This window comes from Arenimonas sp. SCN 70-307 (genome assembly GCF_001724815.1).
Taxonomy (GTDB): domain Bacteria; phylum Pseudomonadota; class Gammaproteobacteria; order Xanthomonadales; family Xanthomonadaceae; genus Arenimonas.
In genome coordinates, this window is sequence record NZ_MEDO01000014.1 from 308,823 (window position 1) to 330,799 (window position 21,977).

The following is a 21,977-nucleotide window of genomic DNA, read 5'->3' on the forward strand; positions in this document are numbered from 1 at the left end:
GGCGGAGCGTCCAACCGGGCCCGGCTCGCTTGGTAGAATGGCGGTCTTTCCTGCGCCCGGACGCCGCCCGTGACCACTCCCACCCCCCTCACCTACCGCGACGCGGGCGTCGACATCGACGCCGGCAACGAAGTCGTCGAGCGCATCAAGCCCCTGGTCAAGCGCACCTTCCGGCCCGAGGTGATGGGCGGCCTGGGCGGCTTTGGCGCCCTGTTCAACCTCTCGGGCAAGTACCGCGAGCCGGTGCTGGTGAGCGGCACCGACGGCGTGGGCACCAAGCTCAAGCTGGCCCAGCAGCTCGATCGCCACGACACCATCGGCATCGACCTCGTAGCCATGTGCGTGAACGACGTGCTGGTGCAAGGCGCCGAGCCGCTGTTCTTCCTGGACTACTTCGCCACCGGCAAGCTGCACGTGGACACCACCGTGTCGGTCGTTTCCGGCATCGCCCGCGGCTGCGAGCTGGCCGGCTGCGCCCTGATCGGCGGCGAAACCGCCGAGATGCCCGACATGTACCCGCCCGGCGAGTACGACCTGGCCGGCTTCACCGTCGGCGCGGTGGAAAAATCCATGCTGCTCGACGGCGCCAAGGTGCGCGAGGGCGACGTGCTGCTGGGCATCGCTTCGTCCGGCCCGCATTCGAACGGCTATTCGCTGGTGCGCCGCATCTACGACCGCGCCGGCCGCCCGGCCGACCTGGACGTTGGCGGCGTGAAGCTGGTGGACGCGCTGATGGCGCCCACCGAAATCTACGTCAAGCCCATCCTCGAGCTGCTGGCCGCGCACGAACTGCACGCCATGGCCCACATCACCGGCGGCGGCCTGACCGAGAACATCATCCGCGTCATCCCCGAGGGCCTGGGCCTGGACATCGAGGCCTCGGCCATCGTGCTGCCGCCGGTGTTCGACTGGCTGCAGCGCGAAGGCGCGGTGCCGGCGCCGGAAATGTGGCGCACCTTCAACTGCGGCGTCGGCTTCGTGCTGGTGCTGGCGCCGGGCGACGTGGCCGCGGTGTCGGCCCACCTGCAGCGCCTGGGCCTGGCCCACCGCGCCATCGGCCAGGTGGTGAAGGCCGCGGGCGACGAGCGCGTGCGCATCGGCTGATGGGCTTCACCCTCGCCGTGCTCGCCTCCGGCCGCGGCAGCAACCTGCAGGCCCTGCTGGACGCCATCGCCGCCGGCGCGCTGCCGGCGCGCGTGGCGGGCGTGTTTTCCGACAAGCCGGCCTGCGGCGCCATCGCCATCGCCCGCGAACACGGCCTGCACCACGTGGCGCTGCGGCCGCGCGACTTCGCCGACCGCGCCGCGCACGATGCAGCCCTGTTCAGCGCAGTGGCCGCCGTTCAGCCCGACCTCATCGTGTGTGCGGGATACCTTCGCATCATCACCGAAGCCACGGTGAAGCGATTCGAGGACCGCATGATCAATCTCCATCCCTCCCTGCTGCCCCGCCACAAGGGCCTGGACACCCACGCCGCGGCGCTCGCCGCCGGCGACCTTGAACACGGCGCCAGCGTGCATGCCGTGGTGCCGGCGCTCGACGCCGGCCCGGTGCTGGCCCAGGTGCGTATCCCGGTGCTCGCCGGCGACACGCCCGACGCCCTGGCCGACCGCCTGCGCCCGCGCGAGCACGCGCTGCTGGTGGCCTGCGTCGGTGCCATCGCCCGCGGCCGCGCCGCGCTGCGCGGCGGCCGCTGGCAGTTCGACGGCCGGGCGCTGGCCGCGCCGCTGTCGCTGCGCGCCGACGGCCAGCTGCAGCTGGAGGCCGCCCATGCGTAAGTTCCTGCGCGCCGCGCTCGCGGCCAGCCTGTTCGCCCTGCCCCTGCTCGCGGTCGCCGCCGCGCCGCCCAAGCCCTTCAGCGCCGAGTACGAACTGCGCCGCAACGACCAGGTGCTGGGCGTGGGCCAGATCACGCTGCGCGCCCTGCCTGGCGGCCAGTTCGAGCTAGTCACCCGCAGCCGCGGCACCCAGGGCCTGGCCGCGATGGCGGGCCTGGACCGCCAGGAGCGCTCGCTGTTGCGCTGGACCGGCAGCCACCTGGAGGTGGTGGAGGCGTCCATGCGCCAGAAGGCCGCCTTCAAGACCCGCGAGGAATCGCTGCGACTCGACCCGGCCAGCCGGACCATCACCAGCCGCTACAGGGGCGGCGAATCACGCTACCCGGCGGCGCCGGGCGTGATCGACGGCCACGGCCTGACGGCCGCGCTGATGGTGGCCCTGGCCGACGGCCAGCGCGGCACCCTGCGCTTCAACGCGGCCGAGCGCCGCGAGGTGGAGCCGCAGTCCTACCGCGTGGCCGCGCCGGTGCGCCTGCGCACCGCCATCGGCACCGAGCGCGCCCTGCGCGTCGAGCGCATCCGCACCGACGGCAGCGGCCGCGTCACCAAGCTCTGGTTCGCCCGCGAACGCGGCTGGCTGCCGCTGCGCATCAAGCAGTACGAGCGCGACGGCGAAACCATCGACATGCGCATCACCGCCATCCGCTGAACGTGCCCACGTAGAGATCGTCGATTACCACTGGGGCAAGCCCCATGGCCCGCAAACTCAACTCTATCCATCCGGGCGAGATCCTGCGCGAGGAGTTCATGGCTCAGTTCTGGATGAGCCTGCAGGCCAATTACGACCTGCAGTGCGCCGAAGATGCGGCGGGCAAGGACATCGCCGCCATCCGTCCGGCTCCGGGCCTGGCTGTCTGACGCACAGGATTACGCCGGGACATCAACCCGGAAACTTGATGGATCTTGATGTATCATGATTCATCAAGATACGATCCCAGGGAGGTTGCCGCCATGAAAACGCCGGCCCGCGAGAAGTTTTCTTCCCAGGCTTCGCCGGAGGTGCTCGCCAGCCTGCGGGCGATTGCCGATTCCCAGGGGCGGCAGTTCCAGGCGGTCCTGGATGAGGCGCTCCGGGACTACATCGATCGGCAACAGAAGCAGCAGCCGCGCCGCCACGCCATGGCGGCCTTCGCCTCGAGCCTCGAGGAGTTCGACAGCCTCTATCGGGAACTGGCGAAGTAAGGCGTGGGGCGAGACTACCCCACCGTCGCGGACGTACTCGCGATGCATACCGTACTGATGCGCCGATACGGCGGCGCCTTAAGTCTTCGCGATCCAGGCGCGCTGGAGGCCGCGCTATTCAGGCCGCAAACCGGCTACTACCAGGACATCGTGGCCGAAGCCGCGGCGCTGATGGAGAGCTTGGCCAAGAACCACCCCTTCATCGACGGAAACAAGCGGATCGCATTTGCCACGGCAGACGTGTTCCTGCGGATCAACGGCTGGCAGCTTCGGCGCGAACCGATGCAGGTCCACGCCGAGATGATGGCCCTGTTTGACCGGGGCGAATTCGACATCGCCCACTTGACGCCGTGGTTGCGCGGCTTCGCCCGGGAGGGATGACTCAGCCCGGCAGGCGGCGGATCTTGGCGCCGAGGGCGCCGAGCTTCTCTTCGATGTTCTCGTAGCCGCGGTCGATGTGGTAGATGCGGTCGACCACGGTTTCGCCCTTGGCCACCAGGCCGGCCAGCACCAGCGAGGCCGAGGCGCGCAGGTCGGTGGCCATCATCGGCGCGCCGGTCATCTGCGGCACGCCGCGGATGATGGCGGTGTTGCCCTCGATGCGGATGTCGGCGCCCAGGCGCTGCAGCTCGTTGAGGTGCATGAAGCGGTTCTCGAAGATGGTCTCCGTGATCACGCCCACGCCGTCGGCAATCGTGTTGAGCGCCGCGAACTGCGCCTGCATGTCGGTCGGGAAGGCCGGGTACGGCGCCGTGGTGAGGTTCACCGCCTTCGGGCGGCGGCCGCGCATGTCCACGGTGATGCTGTCCTCGGTGACGTCCAGGTGCGCGCCGGCTTCCTCGAGCTTCACCAGCACGGCGTCCATGATGTCGGCGCGGGTCTTCTTGGCCGTGACGCGGCCGCCGGTCATGGCGCCGGCCACCAGGAAGGTGCCGGTTTCGATGCGGTCGGGCAGCACGTCGTAGTGGATGCCGGCCAGGCGGTCGACGCCGTGCACGACGATGCGGTTGGTGCCGGCGCCCTCGACCTGCGCGCCCATGGCGACCAGGCAGTTGGCCAGGTCGACCACCTCGGGCTCCATCGCGCAGTTCTCGAGCACGGTGGTGCCCTTGGCCAGCACGGCGGCCATCAGCACGTTCTCGGTGCCGGTGACGGTGATCATGTCGAACACGTAGCGGCCGCCGCGCAGGCGCTCGGCGCGGGCCTTGATGAAGCCGTTCTCGACGGTGACCTCGGCGCCCAGCGCCTGCAGGCCGCGGATGTGCTGCTCGACCGGGCGCGAACCGATGGCGCAGCCGCCCGGCAGCGAGACTTCGGCGTGGCCGAAGCGCGCCACCAGCGGGCCCAGCACCAGGATCGAGGCGCGCATGGTCTTCACCAGCTCGTACGGCGCCACGGTGGAGGTGATGAAGCGCGGGTCGGCGGTGATGGTGAGCTTCTCGTCCACCATCAGCTGCACGCCCATGGCGCCCAGCAGCTCCATCGTCGTGGTGACGTCGTGCAGGTGCGGCACGTTGCCGATCGAAATGGGGCCGTCGGCCAGCAGGGTGGCGGCCAGGATGGGCAGCACGGCGTTCTTGGCGCCGGAGATCTGCACTTCGCCGTTCAGGGCTTCGCCGCCGGTAATAACAATCTTCGCCATGGGTCAGCGGTTCGCTTCTTCGGGAGTGAGGGTGCGCAGGGCCAGGGCGTGGATCTCGCCACCCATGCGCTCGCCCAGGGTGGCGTAGACCATGCGGTGGCGGGCCAGCGGCAGCTTGCCGGCGAAGCCGTCGAACACCACGGTGGCCTCGAAATGCACGCCGTCGTCACCCGTCACGCGGGCGGTGGCGCCGGGCAGGCCGGTTTCGATCAGTTCTCGGATGATGTCGGGATTCATGGGCGAGCGGGGCGCGGCGGGCGCGCAGGCCTTACAATGCGGCCCCGCATCATACTCCCTGCGACCGCATGAATGCCCCCGACCATGCATTGAAGGTGACCGACGAGGCCCTGGTGGCCAGCGGCCGGCAGGTGCTCGAGATCGAGGCCCAGGCCCTTGCGGCCGTGCGCGAGGCCCTGGGGGCCGACTTCGCCGCCGCCTGCCGCAAGCTGCTGGCCTGCGAGGGCCGGGTGGTCTGCACCGGCATGGGCAAGTCCGGCCACATCGCCACCAAGATCGCCGCCACCCTGGCCTCCACCGGCACCCCGGCGTTCTTCATGCACCCCGGCGAGGCCAGCCACGGCGACCTGGGCATGGTGACCGACGCCGACGTGGTGCTGGCCCTGTCGAACTCCGGCGAGAGCGAGGAGATCCTGGCCATCGTCCCGGCCCTGCGCCGCCAGGGCAACGTGCTCATCTCCATGACCGGCCGGCCCGAATCGAGCCTGGCCCGCCTGGCCGACGTGCACCTCGACGCCCGCGTGCCGGCCGAAGCCTGCCCGCTGGGCCTGGCCCCCACCTCCTCCACCACCGCGGCCCTGGCCCTGGGCGACGCCCTGGCCGTGGCCCTGCTCGAGGCCCGCGGCTTCACCGCCGAAGACTTCGCCCGCTCGCACCCGGCCGGGGCCCTGGGCCGCCGCCTGCTGCTGCGCATCCGCGACGTGATGCACGCCGGCGACGACGTGCCGGTGGTGCGCGACGACGCCACCGTTTCCACCGCCCTGCTCGAGATGAGCCGCAAGCGCCTGGGCATGACCGCCGTGGTGGACGCCGACGGCGTGCTGCGCGGCGTGTTCACCGACGGCGACCTGCGCCGCTGCCTCGACGACGAGGACACCGACCTCAAGGCCACCCCCGTCAGCGCCCTGATGGGCCGCTCGCCCAAGACCATCGGCGCCGAAGCGCTGGCGGTCGAGGCCGCGCACCTGATGGAGGAGCACAAGATCAGCGCCCTGGTGGTGGTCGATGCCGACCGCCGCGTGGTGGGCGCCCTTAACATCCACGACCTGCTGCGCGCACGCGTCGTCTGAGCCCGAAGAACGAATGACCACGACCCCCGAAGAACTCAACCAGCGCGCCGCGCGCATCCGCCTGCTCTGCCTCGACGTGGACGGCACGCTCACCGACGGCCGCCTGGTCTACGATGGCGAAGGCCGCGAGACCAAGGCCTTCCACGTGCTCGACGGCCTGGGCATGCAGCTGCTCGAGGAGCACGGCGTGGCCGTGGCCCTGGTCACCGCCCGCCGCAGTGCCGCCGTGCAGGCCCGCGCCCGCGACCTGGGCCTGCAGCACGTGCACACCGGCGTGAAGGACAAGGCCGCCACCCTGCGCCTGCTCTGCGCCAGCCTCGGCGTGGCCGCCAACGAAGTGGCGCACATGGGCGACGACCTGCCCGACCTGCCGGCCCTGCTGCTGGCCGGCCTGGCCGCCGCCCCGGCCAACGCCCACCCCTGGGTGGCCGAGCGCGTGCACGTGCAGACCCGCGCCCGCGGCGGCGAAGGCGCCGTGCGCGAGCTGTGCGACCTGATCCTGGTGGCCCAGGGCCACCGGGCGGCCGTGCTGGAGCGCTTCGGCGCCGCATGAGCCGGCGCGCGCTCAATGCCTGGCTGCTGGTGCTGGCCATTGGCCTGGGCACCTACACGGCCTGGCAATGGCAGCGCAGCCGGGTGCCGCCGGCCGAGCCGTCGCAGCGCTCGGACTACATCCTGCGCGAATTCGAGCTCACCGCCCTGGGCGACGACGGCAAGGAATCGTTCACCGTCACCGCGCCCCTGCTCGAGCGCGACCCGGCCGGCGAAAGCCTCACCCTGCAGCAGCCCCGCTTCGCCTTCCCGGGCCGCGACGGCCGCTGGAACGCCCGCGCAGACCGCGCCTGGGTCAGCAAGGATGCCGACGAAGTGAGGCTCATCGCCGGCGTCAGCCTGGTCGGCCCGGTCGAGCCTTCGGGCCTGCGAACCCGCTTCGACACCGCGCAGCTGTCGGTTTTCCCCGAGGCCGGCATCGCCACCAGCGACGAGCGGGTTACCATCAGCCACGGTGACTCGAACTTCGCCGGCACCGGCCTGCGGGTGGAAATGGAAACCAAGCGCTACCAGCTGTTCAACGAGGTCAAGGGACTTTATGCGCCACGCCAGTAAGTTGCTGCTCCTCGCCGCGCTGCTCGCGGCCGCGCCGGTGCTGGCCAAGTCCAGCGACCGCAACCAGCCCATGGACATCAGCGCCGACCGCACCGACGCCCAGCTCGGCGACGACAGCGTGTCCGTGCTCGAGGGCAACGTGCGCATCCGCCAGGGCACGCTGGAGGTGGACGCCCAGCGCGCCGAGGTGCACCGCGCCGCCGGCGACACCAACCGCATCGTGCTCACCGGCGCGCCGGCCGTGCTGCGCCAGGTGTCCGACGCCGGCGAGCCGATGGAAGCCAACGCCAACCGCATCGTCTACATGCTGGCCGACGAGACGATGATGCTCACCGGCAACGTCGTCATCACCCAGCCTCGCGGCACCCTGCGCGGCGAGACGGTGAAGTACGACATCAACACCGGCCGCCTCGACGGCGGCGGCGACGGCGCGCGCGTGCAGATGCGCATCCTGCCCAAGACGGCGCCGGCCAACTGATGCTGACCGCGACGGGCCTGGCCAAGAGCTACCGCTCGCGCCCGGTGGTGCGGGACGTGGCCATGCAGGTCGAGCCGGGCAAGGTGGTGGGCCTGCTGGGCCCGAACGGCGCCGGCAAGACCACCTGTTTCTACATGATCGTCGGCCTGGTCGGCGCCGACGCCGGCCGCATCGCCCTCGACGGCCGCGACATCACGGCCCTGCCCATGCACGAACGCGCCCGCCTGGGCGTGGGCTACCTGCCGCAGGAAGCCTCGGTGTTCCGCCAGCTCACGGTGTCGGAGAACATCGAAGCCGTGCTCGAGCTGCGCGACGACCTCGACGCCGCCGGCCGCGCCGACGCCCTGGCCGGGCTGATGGAGGAACTGCAGGTCAGCCACGTCGCCGGCCAGATGGGCGCCAGCCTGTCGGGCGGCGAGCGCCGCCGGGTCGAGATCGCCCGCGCCCTGGCCGCCAACCCGCGCTTCATGCTGCTCGACGAGCCCTTCGCCGGCGTCGACCCGATTTCGGTGGGCGAGATCCAGAAAATCGTCCGCCACCTCAAGGCCCGCGGCATCGGCGTGCTGATCACGGACCACAATGTCCGCGAGACCTTGGGCATTTGCGACCACGCGGTTATCCTCAACGCTGGCACGGTCCTTGCCCGGGGCACCCCCGAGCAGGTGCTGGCCAACCCTGACGTGCGTCGCGTCTACCTGGGCGAGTCCTTCCGCCTGTAGCCCCGGCGCCGCCGCCCCCGCGGACCGCCATGAAGCCGAGCCTCCAGACCCGCCTAGGCCAGCAGCTCACCCTGACGCCCCAGCTGCGCCAGGCGATCCGCCTGCTGCAGCTGTCGGCCTTGGAACTGGAGGCCGAGCTCAACGAGGCCCTGGAATCGAACCCCCTGCTCGAGCGCGGCGACGAGCCCGAGGCCAGCTTCGGCGAGACCGCCGGCAGCGCCGAGGCCGCGCCGGCCGGCGACGAGTCCGGCGGCGACCCGGCCGAGGCCGAATACGAGCCCGCCGAGGCCAGCGAGTGGCAGGAGGCCTCCACCAGCGAGCGCCGCCACGACCGCGACGACGGCGAGGATTCGGCCACCGCCGCCCCGGTCGACCTGCACGCCCACCTGCTCTGGCAGCTGCACCTGAGCCACCTCAGCCCGCGCGACCTGGCCATCGGCCAGGCCCTGGTGGAGGCCATCAACGACGATGGCTACCTCGAGGGCCCGCTGGCCGACATCCAGGCCGCGCTGGCCCCCGAAATCCACGCCGGCGAGGACGAGATCGAGTGCGTGCTGCGCACCATCCATCAGCTAGACCCGGTGGGCGTCGGCGCCCGCAACCTGTCCGAATGCCTGTGCGTGCAGATGGCCCTGCTCAGCCCCGACACGCCGGGCCTGGCCCTGGCCCGGGAGCTGGCCCGTGGCCACCTCGACGCCCTGGCCCGCCTCGGCCCGCTGCGCCTGGGCGTGCAGCTGGGCCGCAACGAGGCCGACATGCTCCAGGCCGTGGCCCTGCTGCGCTCGCTCGATCCGCGCCCCGGCGCCCAGGTCGGCGGCGGCGAGGCCGAGTACATCGCCCCCGACGCCGTGGCCTACCGCCACGCCGGCGTCTGGAAGGTGGTGCTGGCGGCGGGCAGCCAGCCGCGCCTGGCCATCAACCGCCACTACGAAGGCCTGATCGGCAAGGCCAGCCGCGAGGACGACAGCTACCTGCGCGGCCAGCTGCAGGAGGCGCGCTGGCTGATCAAGAGCCTCGAGACCCGCGCCGACACCCTGCTGCGGGTGGCCCGGGCCATCGTGCGCCAGCAAAGCGGCTTCCTCGACCACGGCAACGAGGCCATGCGGCCGCTGACCCTGCGCGAGGTGGCCGAGGAGCTGGGCCTGCACGAATCCACCATCTCCCGCGCCACCACCCGCAAGTACCTGCGCACGCCGCGCGGCACCTTCGAATTCAAGTATTTCTTCAGCTCCGGCATCGCCACCGAACACGGCGGCGCCGCCTCGGCCACGGCCATCCAGGCCATGATGCGCAAGCTGGTGGACGCCGAGGACCCGCGCGCCCCGCTTTCCGACCAGAAACTGGCCGAAGTGCTCAAATCCGAGGGCATCCCCGTGGCCCGCCGCACCGTGGCAAAATACCGGGAAGCGATGAACATCCCCGCCTCGAACGAAAGGCAGCGACTGGGCTGATGCCCGCGAATTCTCTCCCGCTTTTGACGCTGGTCACGCCTTGTTAGCAAGCGGCGTGGTTAGCTTGTGCTGCAACCAACCAGGAGGATCGTGACCATGCGGATCGACATCAACGGCCACCAGATGGACGTCACCCCGGCCCTGCGCGATTACGTCAACGATAAGTTCGCCCGCGTCGCCCGTCACTACGACCACCACGCCGAGGCCCGCGTCCTGCTCTCGGTGGACAAGCTCGAGCAGAAGGCCGAGGCCACCATCGCCACCGCCGGCAAGACCCTGCACGCCGACGCCATCGCCCCCGACATGTACGCCGCCATCGACCTGCTTGCCGACAAGCTCGACCGCCTGCTGATCAAGCAGAAGGAAAAGATGACCGACCACCACCGCGGCGAGTCGGCCGCGCGCTCGGACAATTTTGGCTGACACGCGTGCACCTGCTCGATCTGCTCAGCCCGGGCCGCGTGGTCGTGCCCGGGCCCATCCCCGGAAAGAAGCGGCTGCTCGAAAGGGCGGCCGCGCTGCTGGCCGGCGGCAGCGCCGAACTCGAGCGCGCGGTGTTCGACGCCCTGGTCGGGCGCGAGCGCATGGGCAGCACCGGCCTGGGCCATGGCGTGGCCATCCCGCACGGCCGCAGCACCCAGGTCGCCACCGCCACGGGCTGCTTCCTGCGCCTGCCCGACCCGGTCGATTTCGGCTCGCCCGACGGCCAGCCGGTGGACCTGGTGTTCGCCCTGGTCGTGCCCGAGCACTTCACCTCGCAGCACCTCGTGCTGCTCTCGCAGCTGGCCGAGATGTTCGGCGACGCCGCCTTCCGCGACCAGCTGCGCGCCGCGCCCGACGGCGGCGCCCTGTATTCCCTGCTTTCGGGCTGGCAGCCCGCGGCCACCGAGGCCTGAGCCATGGCCGACCGCCTGCGCGCCCACGAACTCTTCGATGAACTGGGCGAGCGCCTCGAGCTGCGCTGGCTCGGCGGCCAGCGCGGCGGGCACCGGGTCATCGAACGCGGCGAACACCTCTCGCGCCGGCCTTCGCTGGCCGGCTACCTCAACGTCATCCACCCCAACAAGGTGCAGATCATCGGCTCGGCCGAGCTGGCCTGGCTCGACGGCCTGGACGCGCGCACGCGCTGGGAAGTGCTGCTCAAGGTGATGGAATCGCGCCCGCTGGCGCTGGTGATCACCCAGAACCAGAGCTGCCCGGCCGACCTGCGCGACGCCGCCGAGGAGAGCGAGACGCCGCTGTGGGTCTCGCCCCGGCGCGGCTTCGAGCTGCTCAACCTGCTGCAGTACCACCTGGCGCGCGCGCTGGCGCCGCGGGTCACGCTGCACGGCGTGTTCATGGAAATCTATTCGATCGGCGTGCTGGTCACCGGCGACTCGGGCGCCGGCAAGAGCGAGCTGGCGCTCGAGCTGATTTCCCGCGGCCACCGCCTGGTGGCCGACGACGCGCCCGAGTTCACCCAGATCGCCCCCGACGTGCTCGACGGCACCTGCCCCGCCCTGCTGCAGGACCTGCTCGAGGTGCGCGGCCTGGGCGTGCTCAACATCCGCGAGATGTTCGGCGATACGGCCGTGAAGCGGAACAAGTACCTGCGCCTGATCGTGCACCTCGAGCAGACGCCCGAGCCCAGCAACGAGGCCATGGCGCGCATCACCGGCGAGTCGGGCAGCCGCAAGGTGCTCGACCTGGACGTGCCGGTGGTCGAGCTGCCCGTGGCCGCCGGCCGCAACCTGGCCGTGCTCACCGAGGCCGCCGTGCGCCTGCACCTGCTGCGCAGCAAGGGCATGGACCCGGCCGCGGCCTTCCTGGCGCGCCACAGCGCCTTCCTGCAACAAGGGGACCTGCCATGAGCGAAGCCAGCGAGCGCCCGCTGCTCTACGTCATCACCGGCATGTCCGGCTCGGGCAAGTCGGTGGCGCTCAAGACGCTCGAGGACCTCGACGTCTATTGCACCGACAACCTGCCGGTGGAGCTGCTGCCGCAGTTCGTGCGCGCGGTGGCCGGCGAGGGCGTCGATGCGCAGCGCCTGGCGGTGGGCATCGACGTGCGCAACGCCTCCGAGCTCGACCGCATCCCGCAGTGGCTCTCGACCCTCGGCGAGATGGGCATCGACCACCAGCTGGTGTTCTTCGAGACCCGCGACGAGGTGCTGCTCAAGCGCTACTCCGACACCCGCCGCAAGCACCCGCTGAGCCACGACGGCCTGGCCCTGGGCGACGCGATCGAACTCGAGCGCCTGCGGCTCAAGCCGCTGCGCGCCATCGCCGACCTGGTGATGGACACCTCCGAGATGAACGTGCACCAGATGCGCCGCGAGGTGATCACGGCGCTGGGCGTGGGCGCCACCCAGGGCCTGTCGCTGCTGTTCGAGTCCTTCGCCTACAAGAAGGGCCTGCCGGCCGACGCCGACTTCGTGTTCGACGCCCGCGCCCTGCCCAACCCGCACTGGGACGCCCGCCTGCGGCCGCTCTCGGGCCGCGACGTGGCCGTGCGCGACTACCTCGAGCAGGACCCGGCGGTGCTGGACTTCGTCGAGGCGGTCGAGCAGTTCCTGGAGAACTGGGTGCCGCGCTTCGAAGCCGGCACCCGCAGCTACCTCACCGTGGCCTTCGGCTGCACCGGCGGCCGCCACCGCTCGGTCTACCTGGCCGAGCGCCTGGCCCGCCACTTCCGCGACCGCGGCCGCGACGGCGTGCTCACCTTCCACCGCGAGCTCGAGTAGCTGTCGCCACTCCAGCCTCGGTGCTAAGGTTTCGCCATGCCCGTCGGAATCCTCCTGCTGAGCCACCCCGGCATCGGTCCGGCCGTCCTCGCCGCCGCGCGGCGGGCGCTGGGCGAGTTGCCGCTGGCCGCGGGCGCCTTCGAGGTGCCCTGGGAGGCCGACCCCGACGCCCTGCTGGCCGAGGCCAGCGCCGCGATGCGCAAGGTCGACGGCGGCGAGGGCGTGCTGCTGCTGACCGACCTCTACGGCGCCAGCCCGGCCCGCCTGGCCGGCAAACTGGTGCACCTGGGCACGCCGGCGCGGCGGGCCAGCGGCCTGTCCTTGCCGATGCTGCTGCGGGTGATGAACTATCCGGAACAAGCCCTGGACGAACTGGCGCGCACGGCCGCCGCCGGCGCCCGCAATGGAGTGGTGGTGGACGATGCTTGAGCGCGAACTGCGGGTGACCAACAAGCTCGGCCTGCACGCGCGTGCGGCCGCGAAGCTGGTGCAGCTGCTGTCGGGCTTCAAGGCGCAGGCCACCCTGCTCGGCCGCGGCCGCGAGGTGAACGCCAAGTCCATCATGGGCGTGCTGCTGCTGGCCGCGCCGCCGGGCGCCACCCTGGTGATGCGGGTGGACGGCGACGACGAGGCCGAGGCCCTGGCCGCCGCCGCCGCGCTGTTCGAGCGCGGCTTCGACGAGGACGGCTGATGCGCCGCGCCCTGCGCGGCGTGAGCGCCTCGCGCGGGATCGCGCTGGGGCGCGCACGCGTGCTGCAGCCCAGGGCGCTGTCCGTGGAGGAAACCCGGATCGAGGCCGGGGACGTGCCGGCCGAGCTGGCGCGCCTGCACGCCGCGCTGGACGCCACCCGCGCCGAGCTCAACGCGCTGCGCGAGCGGCTGCACGGGGCGCTGGCCCAGGAGGTGGGCGAGTTCATCGACCTGCACGCGATGATCCTCGACGACCCCGAGCTGCTCCAGGGCCTGGACGACCTGGTGCGCACCGGCCGCTACGGCGCCGACTACGCGCTCAAGCTCCAGCGCGACCGCCTGGCCTCGGTGTTCGAGGGCATGGACGACGACTACTTCCGCAGCCGCCTCGAGGACCTCGACCACGTGGTGGGCCGCGTGCACGCCGCCCTGCACCGCCGCGGCGACGACGCCATCGAGGGCCTGGCCGGCGAGATCCTGGTCTGCGAGACGGTGGCGCCGGCCGAGCTGGCCGCCTGGCAGGCGCGCGGCGTGGTCGGCGTGGCCACCAGCACCGGCAGCCCGCTTTCGCACAGCGCCATCCTGGCGCGCAGCCTGCACCTGCCGCTGCTGGTGAACGTGGCCGAGCTGCTGGCCCATGCCAACGACGGCGACGCCCTGATGCTCGACGCCAGCCACGGCGAGCTCGTGCTCGAGCCCGGCCCCGACGACCTGCAGCGCTACCACGCCCGCCGCGAGCAGCTCGGCCGCGAGCGCGCCGAGCTGGCCCGGCTGCGCCGCGAGCCCACCCGCACCCGCGACGGCGTCGACATCCGCCTCTACGCCAACGCCGAGTCGCGCGAGGACGTGGCCGAGGCCCACGGCCTGGGCGCCGATGGCGTGGGCCTTTACCGCACCGAATTCCTGTTCCTGCAGCGCGCCGAACTGCCCACCGAGGACGAGCAGTTCCTCGCCTACCGCGACCTGGTGCTGGGTTTGGCCGGGCGCGTGGCCACCATCCGCACGCTCGACCTGGGGGCCGACAAGGCCGACCGCACCGGCCTGGCCCTGCGCAGCGAACCCAACCCGGCCCTGGGCCTGCGCGGCGTGCGCCTGTCGCTGGCGCACCCGGCGCTGTTCCTCACCCAGCTGCGGGCCATCCTGCGCGCCAGCGCCTACGGGCCGGTGCGCATCCTGGTGCCGATGGTCAGCGGCCGGGAGGAGATGCTCCGGGTCTGCGCCCTGCTCGAGACGGCGCGCGCGCAGCTGCGCGAGGAAGGCCTGCAGGTCGGCCCGGTGGCGGAACTCGGGGCGATGATCGAGGTTCCGGCGGCGGCGCTGGGCCTGGGCGACATCGTCGACCTGGTGGACTTCGTTTCGGTGGGCACCAACGACCTGGTGCAGTACCTGCTGGCCACCGACCGCAACCACGAGGCGCTGGCCGAGCTCTACACGCCCCGGCACCCGGCGGTGCTGCGCCTGCTGGCCGAGATCTTCGCCTTCGGCCGCCGCAACGGCATCCCGGTGGCGGTCTGCGGCGAGATGGCCGGCGAGGCCGCCAACGCGCCGCTGCTGCTGGCGCTGGGCCTGCGCGACTTCAGCCTGCACCCGTCGACGCTGCTGGAAGTGCGCAAGGCGATCCGCGAGCTCGACCTGGGCAGCCTGCGTCGCCGCGCCGCCACCCTGCTGCGTTGCCACGACCGCGCCGCCATCGAACGCTGGCTCGAGCGCTGCTGAGCCAGCCATAATACGCGGGCCCCGACCGGAGCCCGCCGATGGCCGACGCCGTCCACCACGACAAGACCGCCCGGCAGCTCCGACTCCTCTCGGACGCGCTCGATTCCGGCCGCCTGGGCCCGGTGCGGCGGCTGGTGAACACGCTCGCGCCGGCCGAGATCGGCAACCTGCTCGAGTCGCTGCCGCCGGCCAAGCGCAACATCGTCTGGGGACTGGTCGATCCCGAGGACGACGGCGAGGTGCTGGTGCACGTCGGCGACGACGTGCGCGAGAGCCTGCTGGCGGAGATGGACCACGACGAGATCATCGCCGCGGTCGAGGACCTCGACATCGACGACCTGGCCGAGCTGGCCGAGGACCTGCCCGACACCGTCATCGACGAAGTGCTCAAGTCGATGGACCGGGAGAACCGCGAGCGCCTCGAGCAGGTGCTCAGCTACGACGAGGACACGGCCGGGCGCCTGATGAACCCGGACGTGATCACGGTGCGCACCGACGTCACCGTGGACGTGGTGCTGCGCTACCTGCGCCTGCGCGGCGAGATCCCCGAGCACACCGACCACCTGTTCGTGGTCAGCCGCCGGCACCAGTACCTGGGCCGCGTCTCGATCGCCTCGCTGCTAACCCACGACGCCAGCACGCCGATCAACGAGCTCTTCGACGGCGAGCACCCGGCCATCCCGGTCGAGACGCCCTCGAACGTGGTGGCCAGCATGTTCTCCGACCACGACTGGATCTCGGCGCCGGTGGTGGACGAGAACAACATCCTGCTCGGCCGCATCACCATCGACGACGTGGTGGACATCATCCGCGAGCAGGCCGAGCACCAGGCGCTCGGCGCCGCCGGCCTGGACGAGGACGAAGACATGTTCAGCCCGGTGGCGCGCGCGGCGCGCCGCCGCGTGCTGTGGCTGGGCATCAACCTGTGCACGGCCTTCCTGGCCGCCAGCGTGGTGGGTCGCTTCGAGGCCACCATCGAGAAGATCGTCGCGCTGGCCGTGCTGATGCCCATCGTCGCCGGCATGGGCGGCAACGCCGGCACCCAGGTGCTGGCGCTGATGGTGCGCGGCCTGGCCCTGGGCCAGGTCAGCCGCGCCAACGCCAACCTGCTGCTGTGGAAGGAAGTGCGGGTGGCCCTGCTCAACGGCCTGGCCCTGGGCGCGGTGCTGGCCGGCGCGGTGTGGCTGTGGTTCGGCGACTGGCAGCTGTCGGCGGTCATCTTCGCCGCGCTGTGCGCCAACCTGCTGTTCGCGTCCATGGCCGGGGTGATGGTGCCGCTGACGCTCAAGCGCCTGGGTTTCGACCCGGCCCTGGCCAGCGCCATCTTCCTCACCACCGTCACCGACGTGATGGGTTTCTTCTGCTTCCTGGGCCTGGCCACCCTGGTCCTGCTGCCCTGAATCGAGGAACTGGCCTGGGTCGACCCGGCCGCCCCCGGCGACCTGGCCGTCGCCCCGCTCTCCCGCCACCAGATCCTGCCCGCCGTCGCCTCGCTTTCCCGAGCCTGAATCAGGCAATTCGCCGACTTGCCGTGGCAGTCGGACCATGTAGACTAAGTCCACTTAGTCCATCCTGCCGGGGCCGCTATGGAAAAGGTCATAAATATCCACGCCGCCAAGACCCAGTTCTCCCAGCTGGTCGAGCGTGCTGCCCGGGGGGAGTCGGTCACCATCGCCCGGGCTGGCAAGCCGGTGGTGCGCCTGGTCGCGATCGACGCCCCGGCAAATGCCCCCCGGACAGGCTTTCTGAAGGGGCACGGCAAGGTGCCTTCGGCAGAGACCTTCAATCGCATGGGCGAAGGCGATGTCGAGTCGCTGTTCGAAGCTTCGCCGTGAAGCTCCTGCTCGACACCCATCTGCTGCTCTGGGCGGCCACGGGCCAGCTTCCCAGGCAGGCGGCGAAGCTTCTGGAGGCACCTTCGCACGAGCTTTTTTTCAGTGCCGCCAGCCTGTGGGAAGTCGCGATCAAGAGCGGACTTGGCCGGAAGGACTTCGAGTTCGATGTCCAACTCCTGCGGCGGGGCCTGGTGGATGCCGGCTACACCGAGGTCGCGGTGACGGCAGGCCACGCGGCGGCACTCGCGGGCCTGCCCGCCATCCACAGGGATCCGTTCGACCGAATGTTGCTGGCGCAGGCCGCCTATGAAGGCCTTGAACTGGTGACCAACGACGATGTGCTCGGAAAGTACGACGGATATCCCGTCCGGGTGATCTGAGCCCCACGGCGTCTTCACGCCGCGTCGGCAGACGGGCGGCGGGCTTCGACTATGCTCGGGGGCTGCCCCATGCCGAGGACACCCCGATGCTGCAACGCCTGACCCTGCCCCTGCTGGCCCTGGTGGCCGCGCTCGCCGCGCCGCCGGCGCTGGCCCAGCGCGCCCTGTCGGTCGCCCCCTACGCCCTGCCCGAAGACGGCGCGGTGGCGGTGGCCGTGCGCAAGGGCCTGCCCGACGAGGGCGTGTTCGCCGAGCTCGACGCCCGCGCCGGTGGCGCGCTGCGCCGCGCCGCCACCGCCGCCGGCTTTACCGGCGACCGCGGCGTGGTGCTGAACCTGCCCGGCGCCGGCCCCTTCGAGCAGGTGGTGCTCGTGGGCATCGGCGAAGACGCCACCAGCCCGCGCCTGCTCGAGGACGTGGGCGGCCTGGTCGGCCAGGCCGGCGTGCTCAGCGCCGCCCCGCGCATCGCGCTGCTGTGGCCCGAGGCGGGCGCCGAGCACCTGCTGCTGGGCGCCGACCTGGGCCAGTACACCTTCCGCCAGTACCGCAACGTCGATCCGGCCGCGCCGGTGCTGGGCCGCGGCGAGCTCGTGGTGCTCACCCGCGATCCGGACGCCGCCCGTCGCGCCTGGCAGTCGCGCTGGCAGCCGCTGGCCGAGGCCGTGCGTTTCAGCCGCGACCTGGTCACCGAGCCGGCGAACGTGATCTACCCCGAGAGCTTCGTAGAGCGCACCCGCAAGGCCTTCGAAGGCGTGCCCAAGGTGCGCATCGAGGTCATCGACGACCGGCAGATGCGCGAAATGGGCATGAACTCGCTGCTGGCCGTGGGCCAGGGCAGCAAGCGCCCGCCGCGCCTGATGATGGTGATCTACGAAGGCGGCCCGCGCGGCCAGGCGCCGCTGGTGTTCGCCGGCAAGGGCATCACCTTCGACACCGGCGGCATCTCCATCAAGCCGGGCGAAGACCTGTGGCGCATGAAGTACGACATGAGCGGCGCCGCCGTGGTCACCGGCAGCGTGCTGTCGCTGGCCCGCCGCGGCGCGCCGGTGAACGCCGTGGCCGTGGCCGCGCTGGCCGAGAACATGCCCGACGGCGGCGCTTCGCGCCCGGGTGACGTGGTGCGCACGCTTTCGGGCAAGACCTACGAAATCATCAGCACCGACGCCGAGGGCCGCATGGTGCTGGTGGACGCCATCCACTACGCCAACGAGCGCTTCAAGCCGCGCCTGATCGTCGACGTGGCCACGCTCACCGGTTCGGTGGTGACGGCGCTGGGCGACGAGTACGCGGGCCTGTTCACCCGCGACGACGCGCTGGCCGGCCGCCTGGTCGCGGTGGGCGCCGAGTCGGGCGAGGAGCTGTGGCGCCTGCCGCTGCACCCGAGCTACCTGCGCGACATGGCCTCGCCCATCGCCGACCTGCGCAACGGCGGCGGCCGCCGCGCCGGCGCCGGCGTGGGCGCGGCCTTCATCGGCGCCTGGGTGCCGGAGGACGTGGCCTGGGCGCACCTGGACATCGCCGGCATGGCCTGGCGCGACGACCTGCCGCTGCCGACGGTGCCGCTGGGCGCCTCGGCCTTCGGCGTGCGCCTGCTCGACCGGCTCGCGGAAACGCCCGCGGAATAAGCCGCGGCCTCAGGCCGGGCGGGGCTTGCCCTGCTCGGCCAGGGTCAGCGCGACCTTGTCGCGCAGGTAGGCCGGCTCGACGGCGTCGGGCGCCACGGCCTCGCCACGCTGGAAAGCGCGCACGGCCAGGCGCGCCAGGTCGTCGGCGCGCGGCAGCGCGCTGGCGTCGAAGCCCTTGAGCGACTCGCCCAGGCGCGCCACGAGGGCGCCGTTTTCGGCCGAGAACCCCGTGCCCACGCCATGCACCGCGGCTGGCGGCAACGGCGCCCCGGCTGGCGGGCAAAGCATTTCATCCCCCGCCGGGCTGACCAGGCCGTCGGCCTCGCGCACGAAACGACCGACATAGACCTCGCCCATGCGCGCGTCGATGGCGGCGAAGATCGCGTCGCCCTCGCCCTGCATCGCCAGCGCGGCCAGGGTGGAGACCGGCAGCACCGGGCGATCAAGCGCCAGCGCCAGGCCCTGGGCGATGGCGATGCCCAGGCGCACGCCGGTGAACGCGCCGGGGCCGCGGCCCACGGCGATGGCATCGAGCTGCGACTTGCGCAGGCCTGCGCCGGCCAGCAGCTCTTCGGCCCAGGGCAACACCAGCTGGGTGTGCCGGCGCGGCGCGAGCTCGTGGCGCAGCGCGAGCGCGCCGTCGTCGTAGAGCGCGACCGAGCAGGCTTCGGTGCTGGTTTCGATGGCCAACAGCTTCACGATGCTTCCCCGGCTTGCGACGGCGTCTCGTCGCCGGGCGATTGTGCGGCAAAGAAGGCCTGCACGTCCGCGACCTCGCGGGTGCGCGGGAACGGCGGCAGGCTGGCCAGGAAGCTGCGGCCATAAGGTTTGGACACCAGGCGCGGGTCGCACAGCACCAGCACGCCGCGATCGGCGTCGCTGCGGATCAGGCGGCCCACGCCCTGCTTGAGCGCGATCACGGCCTGCGGCAGCTGCTCGTCGCGGAAGGGGTTGCCGCCGCGGCGGCGCACGGCTTCGAGCCGCGCCTCGAGCACCGGGTCGTCGGGCGCGGCGAAGGGCAGGCGGTCGATGACCACCACGCTCAGGGCCTCGCCGGCGACGTCCACGCCCTCCCAGAAACTGGCCGCGCCCAGCAGCACGCCGTTTCCCGATTCGCGGAAGCGCTCGAGCAGGGTGTTGCGCGGCGCGGTGCCCTGCACGAACAGCGGCCAGGGCGAATCGGCCAGGGCCTCGGCGGCCTGGCGCAGCGCGCGGTGCGAGGTGAACAGCAGGAAGGCGCGCCCGCCCGAAGCCTCGAGCACGGGCCACGCCGCATCGAGCACGGCGTCCACGTAGTCGCGGCTGTTGGGCTCGGGCATGTGCCGCGGCAGGTAGCACAGCGCCTGGCGGGCCCAGTCGAAGGGGCTGGGCTGGAGCAGCTCGCGCGGCTCGTCCAGGCCCAGGCGGCGCGAGAGGTGCTCGAAATGCCCGTCGACCGCCATCGTCGCCGAGGTGAAGATCCAGGCCGCGCGGCTCTGCTCGCGATAGCGCCGCAGCGGCCCCGACACATCCAGCGGCGTGCGCTGCAGCATGAAGCCACGCTGCGTCAGCTCGTACCACGCCACGTCAAAAGAAACGGGGTCAGGTTCACTTCCCGGGGAAGAAAGGGGGTCAGGTTCACTTTCGCGGGCAGCCACGTCGGGATGCCCGTCACCCTCGTCCGAAAGTGAACCTGACCCCCTTTCTTCGCTTTCATCGCCGAGCCATTTGGCGAGGCGACGGCGCAGTTCGGCGGTGCGGTCGCCCAGGGTGGCGAAACCGGGCGAGGCGTCGGAGAGCGGGCCGAGCACGCGCTGCAGGTCGGCGAGGGTTCTCGCGAGGTGCTGCAGCGCCGGCAGGGTTTTCTCCTGCGCCAGCAGGCGGGCGCGCGGGCCGCGCTGGGGCAGGCCTTCGAAGGCCAGGCGCGCATCGCGCATGGCCTGCTCGAGCGCGCGCGCCGGTCCCATCACGCTGGCCAGCGAGGCGGTGACGTTCTTGCACTCGGCCAGCGCGTCGCGGGCCAGGTCGAGCAACTGGCGCGCGCCCAGGCCCTCGCCGAAGAACTGCGAGGCCAGCTCGGGCAGCTGGTGCGCTTCGTCGAGCACGAAGGCCGAGGCGCCGGGCAGGATTTCGCCGAAACCTTCCTGCTTGATCGCCAGGTCGGCCAGCAGCAGGTGGTGGTTGACCACCACCAGGTCCGCCGCCTGGGCCTGCTGGCGCGCCTTCGCGACGAAGCACTCGTCCCAGAACGGGCATTCGCTGCCCAGGCAGTTGTCGCTGGTGGAGGTGACCTGCGGCCACAGCGGCGAGTCCTCGGCGATGTCGGCCAGCTCGGACAGATCGCCGCGCATCGTGCGGCCCGACCAGGCCACCACGCGCTGGAACTGCGCCACGACTTCGCGCGACTGGAACTTCTCGCCCTTGGCCTGCTCAAGCCGGTACAGGCAGAGGTAATTCGCGCGCCCCTTGAGCAGCGCCGTCTTGAGCCCCGCGCCCAGCGCCTCGCGCACGCGCGGCAGGTCGCGGTGGTAGAGCTGGTCCTGGAGCGCGCGGGTGCCCGTTGAAATGATCACGCGCTGGCCGGAAAGCAGCGCCGGCACCAGGTAGGCATAGGTCTTGCCGGTGCCGGTGCCGGCCTCGGCCACGAGCGTGGCGCGGTCCTGCATGGCCTGCGCGACCTCGCGCGCCAGGTGCTGCTGCGCCTCGCGCGGCGCGTAGCCGCCCAGCCCCGTCGCCAGCGGGCCGTCGGCGGCCAGCGCGGCCTGGGTGCGTCCGGCGAGGTCGTCCACTTACATGCGGACCGGCGGCGCCACCGTGCAGGATTCGCCCTGGCGCATCGCCACGTCCGAGGCTTCGCCGATGCCGCGCTGGGCGCGGGCCAGGCCGATCGTGGCCCAGTTGCGCCGGCACAGCGCACCCAGCTTGGGGCCACGTTCGAAGGACTCGATCGCCAGCGCTTCGGCCTGCTGCCAGGCGCGGCGGTAGAGGGCCAATTCGGCCTTCCACTGCAGCAGGTCCGGGTCGCCGGGCGTGATGGCGAGCGCCTGCTCGAGCACCTCGCCGGCCGCCTTGAACTTGCGCTGCGCTTCCAGCGCCTCGGCCTGGTGGCGCAGGTCCTCGACCTGCGGATCGCGCAGCGGCTGCACCACCAGCTCCGTGCCCGCCTCGCCGGCGGCACGCACCTGTGCCACCAGGGCATCGGTATCGGCGCGCTCGCGGGCGGCCGGCGCACCGGAGGGTTCCGGGGTGGTGCCACAGGCCGAAAGCAGCAGGGCCGCGGCCACGAGGGTGGTTCTCAGCTTCACG

General features: G+C 71.7%; 28 protein-coding genes. 23 read left to right on the top strand and 5 right to left on the bottom strand.

Annotated features, from left to right (window positions below; all coding sequences use genetic code 11):
- The first annotated feature begins 69 nt into the window (after positions 1 to 69).
- The 6 genes from purM to ABS41_RS07755 all read left to right on the top strand — a co-directional run bounded on the left by purM (position 70) and on the right by ABS41_RS07755 (position 3,401).
- Positions 70 to 1,104 (top strand): phosphoribosylformylglycinamidine cyclo-ligase, encoded by a 1,035-nt coding sequence (purM, locus tag ABS41_RS07730; RefSeq protein WP_290592582.1) that lies wholly within the window; start codon positions 70 to 72, stop codon positions 1,102 to 1,104.
- Positions 1,104 to 1,778 carry a phosphoribosylglycinamide formyltransferase gene (gene purN, locus ABS41_RS07735; protein WP_290592584.1) on the top strand — a complete coding sequence of 225 codons (675 nt, stop codon included), beginning with the start codon at positions 1,104 to 1,106 and terminating at the stop codon, positions 1,776 to 1,778. Before purM ends, purN begins: the two co-directional genes overlap by 1 nt.
- Complete coding sequence (locus tag ABS41_RS07740; protein WP_290592586.1) at positions 1,771 to 2,487, top strand: DUF3108 domain-containing protein; 717 nt, start codon at positions 1,771 to 1,773, stop codon at positions 2,485 to 2,487. The genes purN and ABS41_RS07740 overlap by 8 nt, the downstream gene beginning before the upstream one ends.
- Before the next feature lie 44 nt (positions 2,488 to 2,531).
- Complete coding sequence (locus tag ABS41_RS07745) at positions 2,532 to 2,696, top strand: hypothetical protein (protein ID WP_290592588.1); 165 nt, start codon at positions 2,532 to 2,534, stop codon at positions 2,694 to 2,696.
- 93 nt (positions 2,697 to 2,789) lie between these two features.
- Positions 2,790 to 3,020, top strand: coding sequence for a hypothetical protein (locus ABS41_RS07750; RefSeq protein ID WP_290592590.1), 231 nt, complete (start codon positions 2,790 to 2,792; stop codon positions 3,018 to 3,020).
- A gap of 3 nt (positions 3,021 to 3,023) precedes the next feature.
- Positions 3,024 to 3,401, top strand: coding sequence for a type II toxin-antitoxin system death-on-curing family toxin (locus tag ABS41_RS07755; RefSeq protein WP_290592592.1), 378 nt, complete (start codon positions 3,024 to 3,026; stop codon positions 3,399 to 3,401).
- Position 3,402: 1 nt separating this feature from the next.
- On the opposite strand, the gene murA is transcribed toward ABS41_RS07755, so the two are convergent.
- Positions 3,403 to 4,662, bottom strand: a complete 1,260-nt coding sequence (gene murA, locus ABS41_RS07760; protein ID WP_290592594.1) for a UDP-N-acetylglucosamine 1-carboxyvinyltransferase — start codon at positions 4,660 to 4,662, stop codon at positions 3,403 to 3,405.
- A gap of 3 nt (positions 4,663 to 4,665) precedes the next feature.
- Positions 4,666 to 4,899, bottom strand: a complete 234-nt coding sequence (locus ABS41_RS07765) for a BolA/IbaG family iron-sulfur metabolism protein (RefSeq protein ID WP_290592597.1) — start codon at positions 4,897 to 4,899, stop codon at positions 4,666 to 4,668.
- Positions 4,900 to 4,967: 68 nt separating this feature from the next.
- Here ABS41_RS07765 and ABS41_RS07770 point away from each other — a divergent pair, with 68 nt between their 5' ends.
- The 17 genes from ABS41_RS07770 (at position 4,968) to ABS41_RS07850 (ending at position 18,692) form a co-directional block, all read left to right on the top strand.
- Entirely contained in the window at positions 4,968 to 5,969 is a 1,002-nt protein-coding gene (locus tag ABS41_RS07770; RefSeq protein ID WP_290592599.1) for a KpsF/GutQ family sugar-phosphate isomerase, read from the top strand.
- 13 nt (positions 5,970 to 5,982) lie between these two features.
- Positions 5,983 to 6,522, top strand: a complete 540-nt coding sequence (locus ABS41_RS07775; protein ID WP_290592602.1) for an HAD family hydrolase — start codon at positions 5,983 to 5,985, stop codon at positions 6,520 to 6,522.
- Positions 6,519 to 7,076 carry an LPS export ABC transporter periplasmic protein LptC gene (gene lptC, locus ABS41_RS07780; protein WP_290592604.1) on the top strand — a complete coding sequence of 186 codons (558 nt, stop codon included), beginning with the start codon at positions 6,519 to 6,521 and terminating at the stop codon, positions 7,074 to 7,076. The genes ABS41_RS07775 and lptC overlap by 4 nt, the downstream gene beginning before the upstream one ends.
- The gene (gene lptA, locus ABS41_RS07785; RefSeq protein ID WP_290592606.1) at positions 7,060 to 7,554 is read left to right on the top strand and encodes a lipopolysaccharide transport periplasmic protein LptA; all 495 of its coding nucleotides are present in this window, start codon (positions 7,060 to 7,062) and stop codon (positions 7,552 to 7,554) included. The genes lptC and lptA overlap by 17 nt, the downstream gene beginning before the upstream one ends.
- A complete protein-coding gene (gene lptB, locus ABS41_RS07790; RefSeq protein WP_290592609.1) occupies positions 7,554 to 8,273 on the top strand; it encodes an LPS export ABC transporter ATP-binding protein in 720 nt (239 codons plus the stop codon). Before lptA ends, lptB begins: the two co-directional genes overlap by 1 nt.
- Positions 8,274 to 8,302: 29 nt before the next feature.
- Complete coding sequence (locus ABS41_RS07795; RefSeq protein ID WP_290592611.1) at positions 8,303 to 9,724, top strand: RNA polymerase factor sigma-54; 1,422 nt, start codon at positions 8,303 to 8,305, stop codon at positions 9,722 to 9,724.
- A gap of 96 nt (positions 9,725 to 9,820) precedes the next feature.
- Positions 9,821 to 10,147 carry a ribosome-associated translation inhibitor RaiA gene (raiA, locus tag ABS41_RS07800; RefSeq protein WP_290592613.1) on the top strand — a complete coding sequence of 109 codons (327 nt, stop codon included), beginning with the start codon at positions 9,821 to 9,823 and terminating at the stop codon, positions 10,145 to 10,147.
- 5 nt (positions 10,148 to 10,152) lie between these two features.
- Positions 10,153 to 10,620 (top strand): PTS sugar transporter subunit IIA, encoded by a 468-nt coding sequence (locus ABS41_RS07805; protein ID WP_290592616.1) that lies wholly within the window; start codon positions 10,153 to 10,155, stop codon positions 10,618 to 10,620.
- Positions 10,621 to 10,623: 3 nt separating this feature from the next.
- The gene (gene hprK, locus ABS41_RS07810) at positions 10,624 to 11,574 is read left to right on the top strand and encodes an HPr(Ser) kinase/phosphatase (RefSeq protein WP_290592618.1); all 951 of its coding nucleotides are present in this window, start codon (positions 10,624 to 10,626) and stop codon (positions 11,572 to 11,574) included.
- Positions 11,571 to 12,446: an RNase adapter RapZ gene (gene rapZ, locus ABS41_RS07815; RefSeq protein WP_290592621.1), complete on the top strand. Its 876-nt coding sequence runs from the start codon at positions 11,571 to 11,573 to the stop codon at positions 12,444 to 12,446. Before hprK ends, rapZ begins: the two co-directional genes overlap by 4 nt.
- A gap of 36 nt (positions 12,447 to 12,482) precedes the next feature.
- Complete coding sequence (locus tag ABS41_RS07820) at positions 12,483 to 12,875, top strand: PTS fructose IIA subunit family protein (protein WP_290592623.1); 393 nt, start codon at positions 12,483 to 12,485, stop codon at positions 12,873 to 12,875.
- Entirely contained in the window at positions 12,868 to 13,137 is a 270-nt protein-coding gene (locus ABS41_RS07825) for an HPr family phosphocarrier protein (protein WP_290592625.1), read from the top strand. Before ABS41_RS07820 ends, ABS41_RS07825 begins: the two co-directional genes overlap by 8 nt.
- On the top strand, positions 13,137 to 14,852 hold the full coding sequence (ptsP, locus tag ABS41_RS07830; protein WP_290592627.1) for a phosphoenolpyruvate--protein phosphotransferase: 1,716 nt from the start codon (positions 13,137 to 13,139) through the stop codon (positions 14,850 to 14,852). Before ABS41_RS07825 ends, ptsP begins: the two co-directional genes overlap by 1 nt.
- Before the next feature lie 38 nt (positions 14,853 to 14,890).
- Positions 14,891 to 16,252, top strand: a complete 1,362-nt coding sequence (mgtE, locus tag ABS41_RS07835) for a magnesium transporter (protein WP_290592629.1) — start codon at positions 14,891 to 14,893, stop codon at positions 16,250 to 16,252.
- A 186-nt stretch (positions 16,253 to 16,438) separates the two neighbouring features.
- Positions 16,439 to 16,687, top strand: a complete 249-nt coding sequence (locus ABS41_RS07840) for a type II toxin-antitoxin system prevent-host-death family antitoxin (RefSeq protein ID WP_290592631.1) — start codon at positions 16,439 to 16,441, stop codon at positions 16,685 to 16,687.
- Positions 16,684 to 17,067, top strand: coding sequence for a type II toxin-antitoxin system VapC family toxin (locus ABS41_RS07845; RefSeq protein ID WP_290592633.1), 384 nt, complete (start codon positions 16,684 to 16,686; stop codon positions 17,065 to 17,067). Before ABS41_RS07840 ends, ABS41_RS07845 begins: the two co-directional genes overlap by 4 nt.
- An 86-nt stretch (positions 17,068 to 17,153) precedes the next feature.
- Positions 17,154 to 18,692 carry a leucyl aminopeptidase gene (locus ABS41_RS07850; RefSeq protein ID WP_290592635.1) on the top strand — a complete coding sequence of 513 codons (1,539 nt, stop codon included), beginning with the start codon at positions 17,154 to 17,156 and terminating at the stop codon, positions 18,690 to 18,692.
- 9 nt (positions 18,693 to 18,701) lie between these two features.
- On the opposite strand, the gene tsaB is transcribed toward ABS41_RS07850, so the two are convergent.
- From tsaB to ABS41_RS07865, 3 genes are read right to left on the bottom strand one after another with little or no spacing between them, the layout of a single operon-like run.
- Entirely contained in the window at positions 18,702 to 19,391 is a 690-nt protein-coding gene (gene tsaB / locus ABS41_RS07855; RefSeq protein WP_290592637.1) for a tRNA (adenosine(37)-N6)-threonylcarbamoyltransferase complex dimerization subunit type 1 TsaB, read from the bottom strand.
- Positions 19,388 to 21,460 carry an ATP-dependent DNA helicase gene (locus tag ABS41_RS07860; RefSeq protein ID WP_290592639.1) on the bottom strand — a complete coding sequence of 691 codons (2,073 nt, stop codon included), beginning with the start codon at positions 21,458 to 21,460 and terminating at the stop codon, positions 19,388 to 19,390. The genes tsaB and ABS41_RS07860 overlap by 4 nt, the downstream gene beginning before the upstream one ends.
- Positions 21,461 to 21,976, bottom strand: a complete 516-nt coding sequence (locus ABS41_RS07865) for a hypothetical protein (RefSeq protein WP_290592641.1) — start codon at positions 21,974 to 21,976, stop codon at positions 21,461 to 21,463.
- Position 21,977 lies beyond the last annotated feature (1 nt).

What these genes read in the sequence shown, in the direction of transcription:
- ABS41_RS07770 (WP_290592599.1), top strand. Translation starts at nt 4,968, where the DNA reads ATGAATGCCCCCGACCATGCATTGAAGGTGACCGACGAGGCCCTGGTG.
- ABS41_RS07820 (WP_290592623.1), top strand. Translation starts at nt 12,483, where the DNA reads ATGCCCGTCGGAATCCTCCTGCTGAGCCACCCCGGCATCGGTCCGGCC.
- lptC (WP_290592604.1), top strand. Translation starts at nt 6,519, where the DNA reads ATGAGCCGGCGCGCGCTCAATGCCTGGCTGCTGGTGCTGGCCATTGGC.
- lptB (WP_290592609.1), top strand. Translation starts at nt 7,554, where the DNA reads ATGCTGACCGCGACGGGCCTGGCCAAGAGCTACCGCTCGCGCCCGGTG.
- ABS41_RS07775 (WP_290592602.1), top strand. Translation starts at nt 5,983, where the DNA reads ATGACCACGACCCCCGAAGAACTCAACCAGCGCGCCGCGCGCATCCGC.
- ABS41_RS07750 (WP_290592590.1), top strand. Translation starts at nt 2,790, where the DNA reads ATGAAAACGCCGGCCCGCGAGAAGTTTTCTTCCCAGGCTTCGCCGGAG.
- ABS41_RS07740 (WP_290592586.1), top strand. Translation starts at nt 1,771, where the DNA reads ATGCGTAAGTTCCTGCGCGCCGCGCTCGCGGCCAGCCTGTTCGCCCTG.
- ABS41_RS07765 (WP_290592597.1), bottom strand. Translation starts at nt 4,899, where the DNA reads ATGAATCCCGACATCATCCGAGAACTGATCGAAACCGGCCTGCCCGGC.
- lptA (WP_290592606.1), top strand. Translation starts at nt 7,060, where the DNA reads ATGCGCCACGCCAGTAAGTTGCTGCTCCTCGCCGCGCTGCTCGCGGCC.
- raiA (WP_290592613.1), top strand. Translation starts at nt 9,821, where the DNA reads ATGCGGATCGACATCAACGGCCACCAGATGGACGTCACCCCGGCCCTG.
- ABS41_RS07825 (WP_290592625.1), top strand. Translation starts at nt 12,868, where the DNA reads ATGCTTGAGCGCGAACTGCGGGTGACCAACAAGCTCGGCCTGCACGCG.
- hprK (WP_290592618.1), top strand. Translation starts at nt 10,624, where the DNA reads ATGGCCGACCGCCTGCGCGCCCACGAACTCTTCGATGAACTGGGCGAG.
- murA (WP_290592594.1), bottom strand. Translation starts at nt 4,662, where the DNA reads ATGGCGAAGATTGTTATTACCGGCGGCGAAGCCCTGAACGGCGAAGTG.
- ABS41_RS07745 (WP_290592588.1), top strand. Translation starts at nt 2,532, where the DNA reads ATGGCCCGCAAACTCAACTCTATCCATCCGGGCGAGATCCTGCGCGAG.
- rapZ (WP_290592621.1), top strand. Translation starts at nt 11,571, where the DNA reads ATGAGCGAAGCCAGCGAGCGCCCGCTGCTCTACGTCATCACCGGCATG.
- purN (WP_290592584.1), top strand. Translation starts at nt 1,104, where the DNA reads ATGGGCTTCACCCTCGCCGTGCTCGCCTCCGGCCGCGGCAGCAACCTG.
- ptsP (WP_290592627.1), top strand. Translation starts at nt 13,137, where the DNA reads ATGCGCCGCGCCCTGCGCGGCGTGAGCGCCTCGCGCGGGATCGCGCTG.
- mgtE (WP_290592629.1), top strand. Translation starts at nt 14,891, where the DNA reads ATGGCCGACGCCGTCCACCACGACAAGACCGCCCGGCAGCTCCGACTC.
- ABS41_RS07850 (WP_290592635.1), top strand. Translation starts at nt 17,154, where the DNA reads ATGCTGCAACGCCTGACCCTGCCCCTGCTGGCCCTGGTGGCCGCGCTC.
- ABS41_RS07795 (WP_290592611.1), top strand. Translation starts at nt 8,303, where the DNA reads ATGAAGCCGAGCCTCCAGACCCGCCTAGGCCAGCAGCTCACCCTGACG.
- ABS41_RS07840 (WP_290592631.1), top strand. Translation starts at nt 16,439, where the DNA reads ATGGAAAAGGTCATAAATATCCACGCCGCCAAGACCCAGTTCTCCCAG.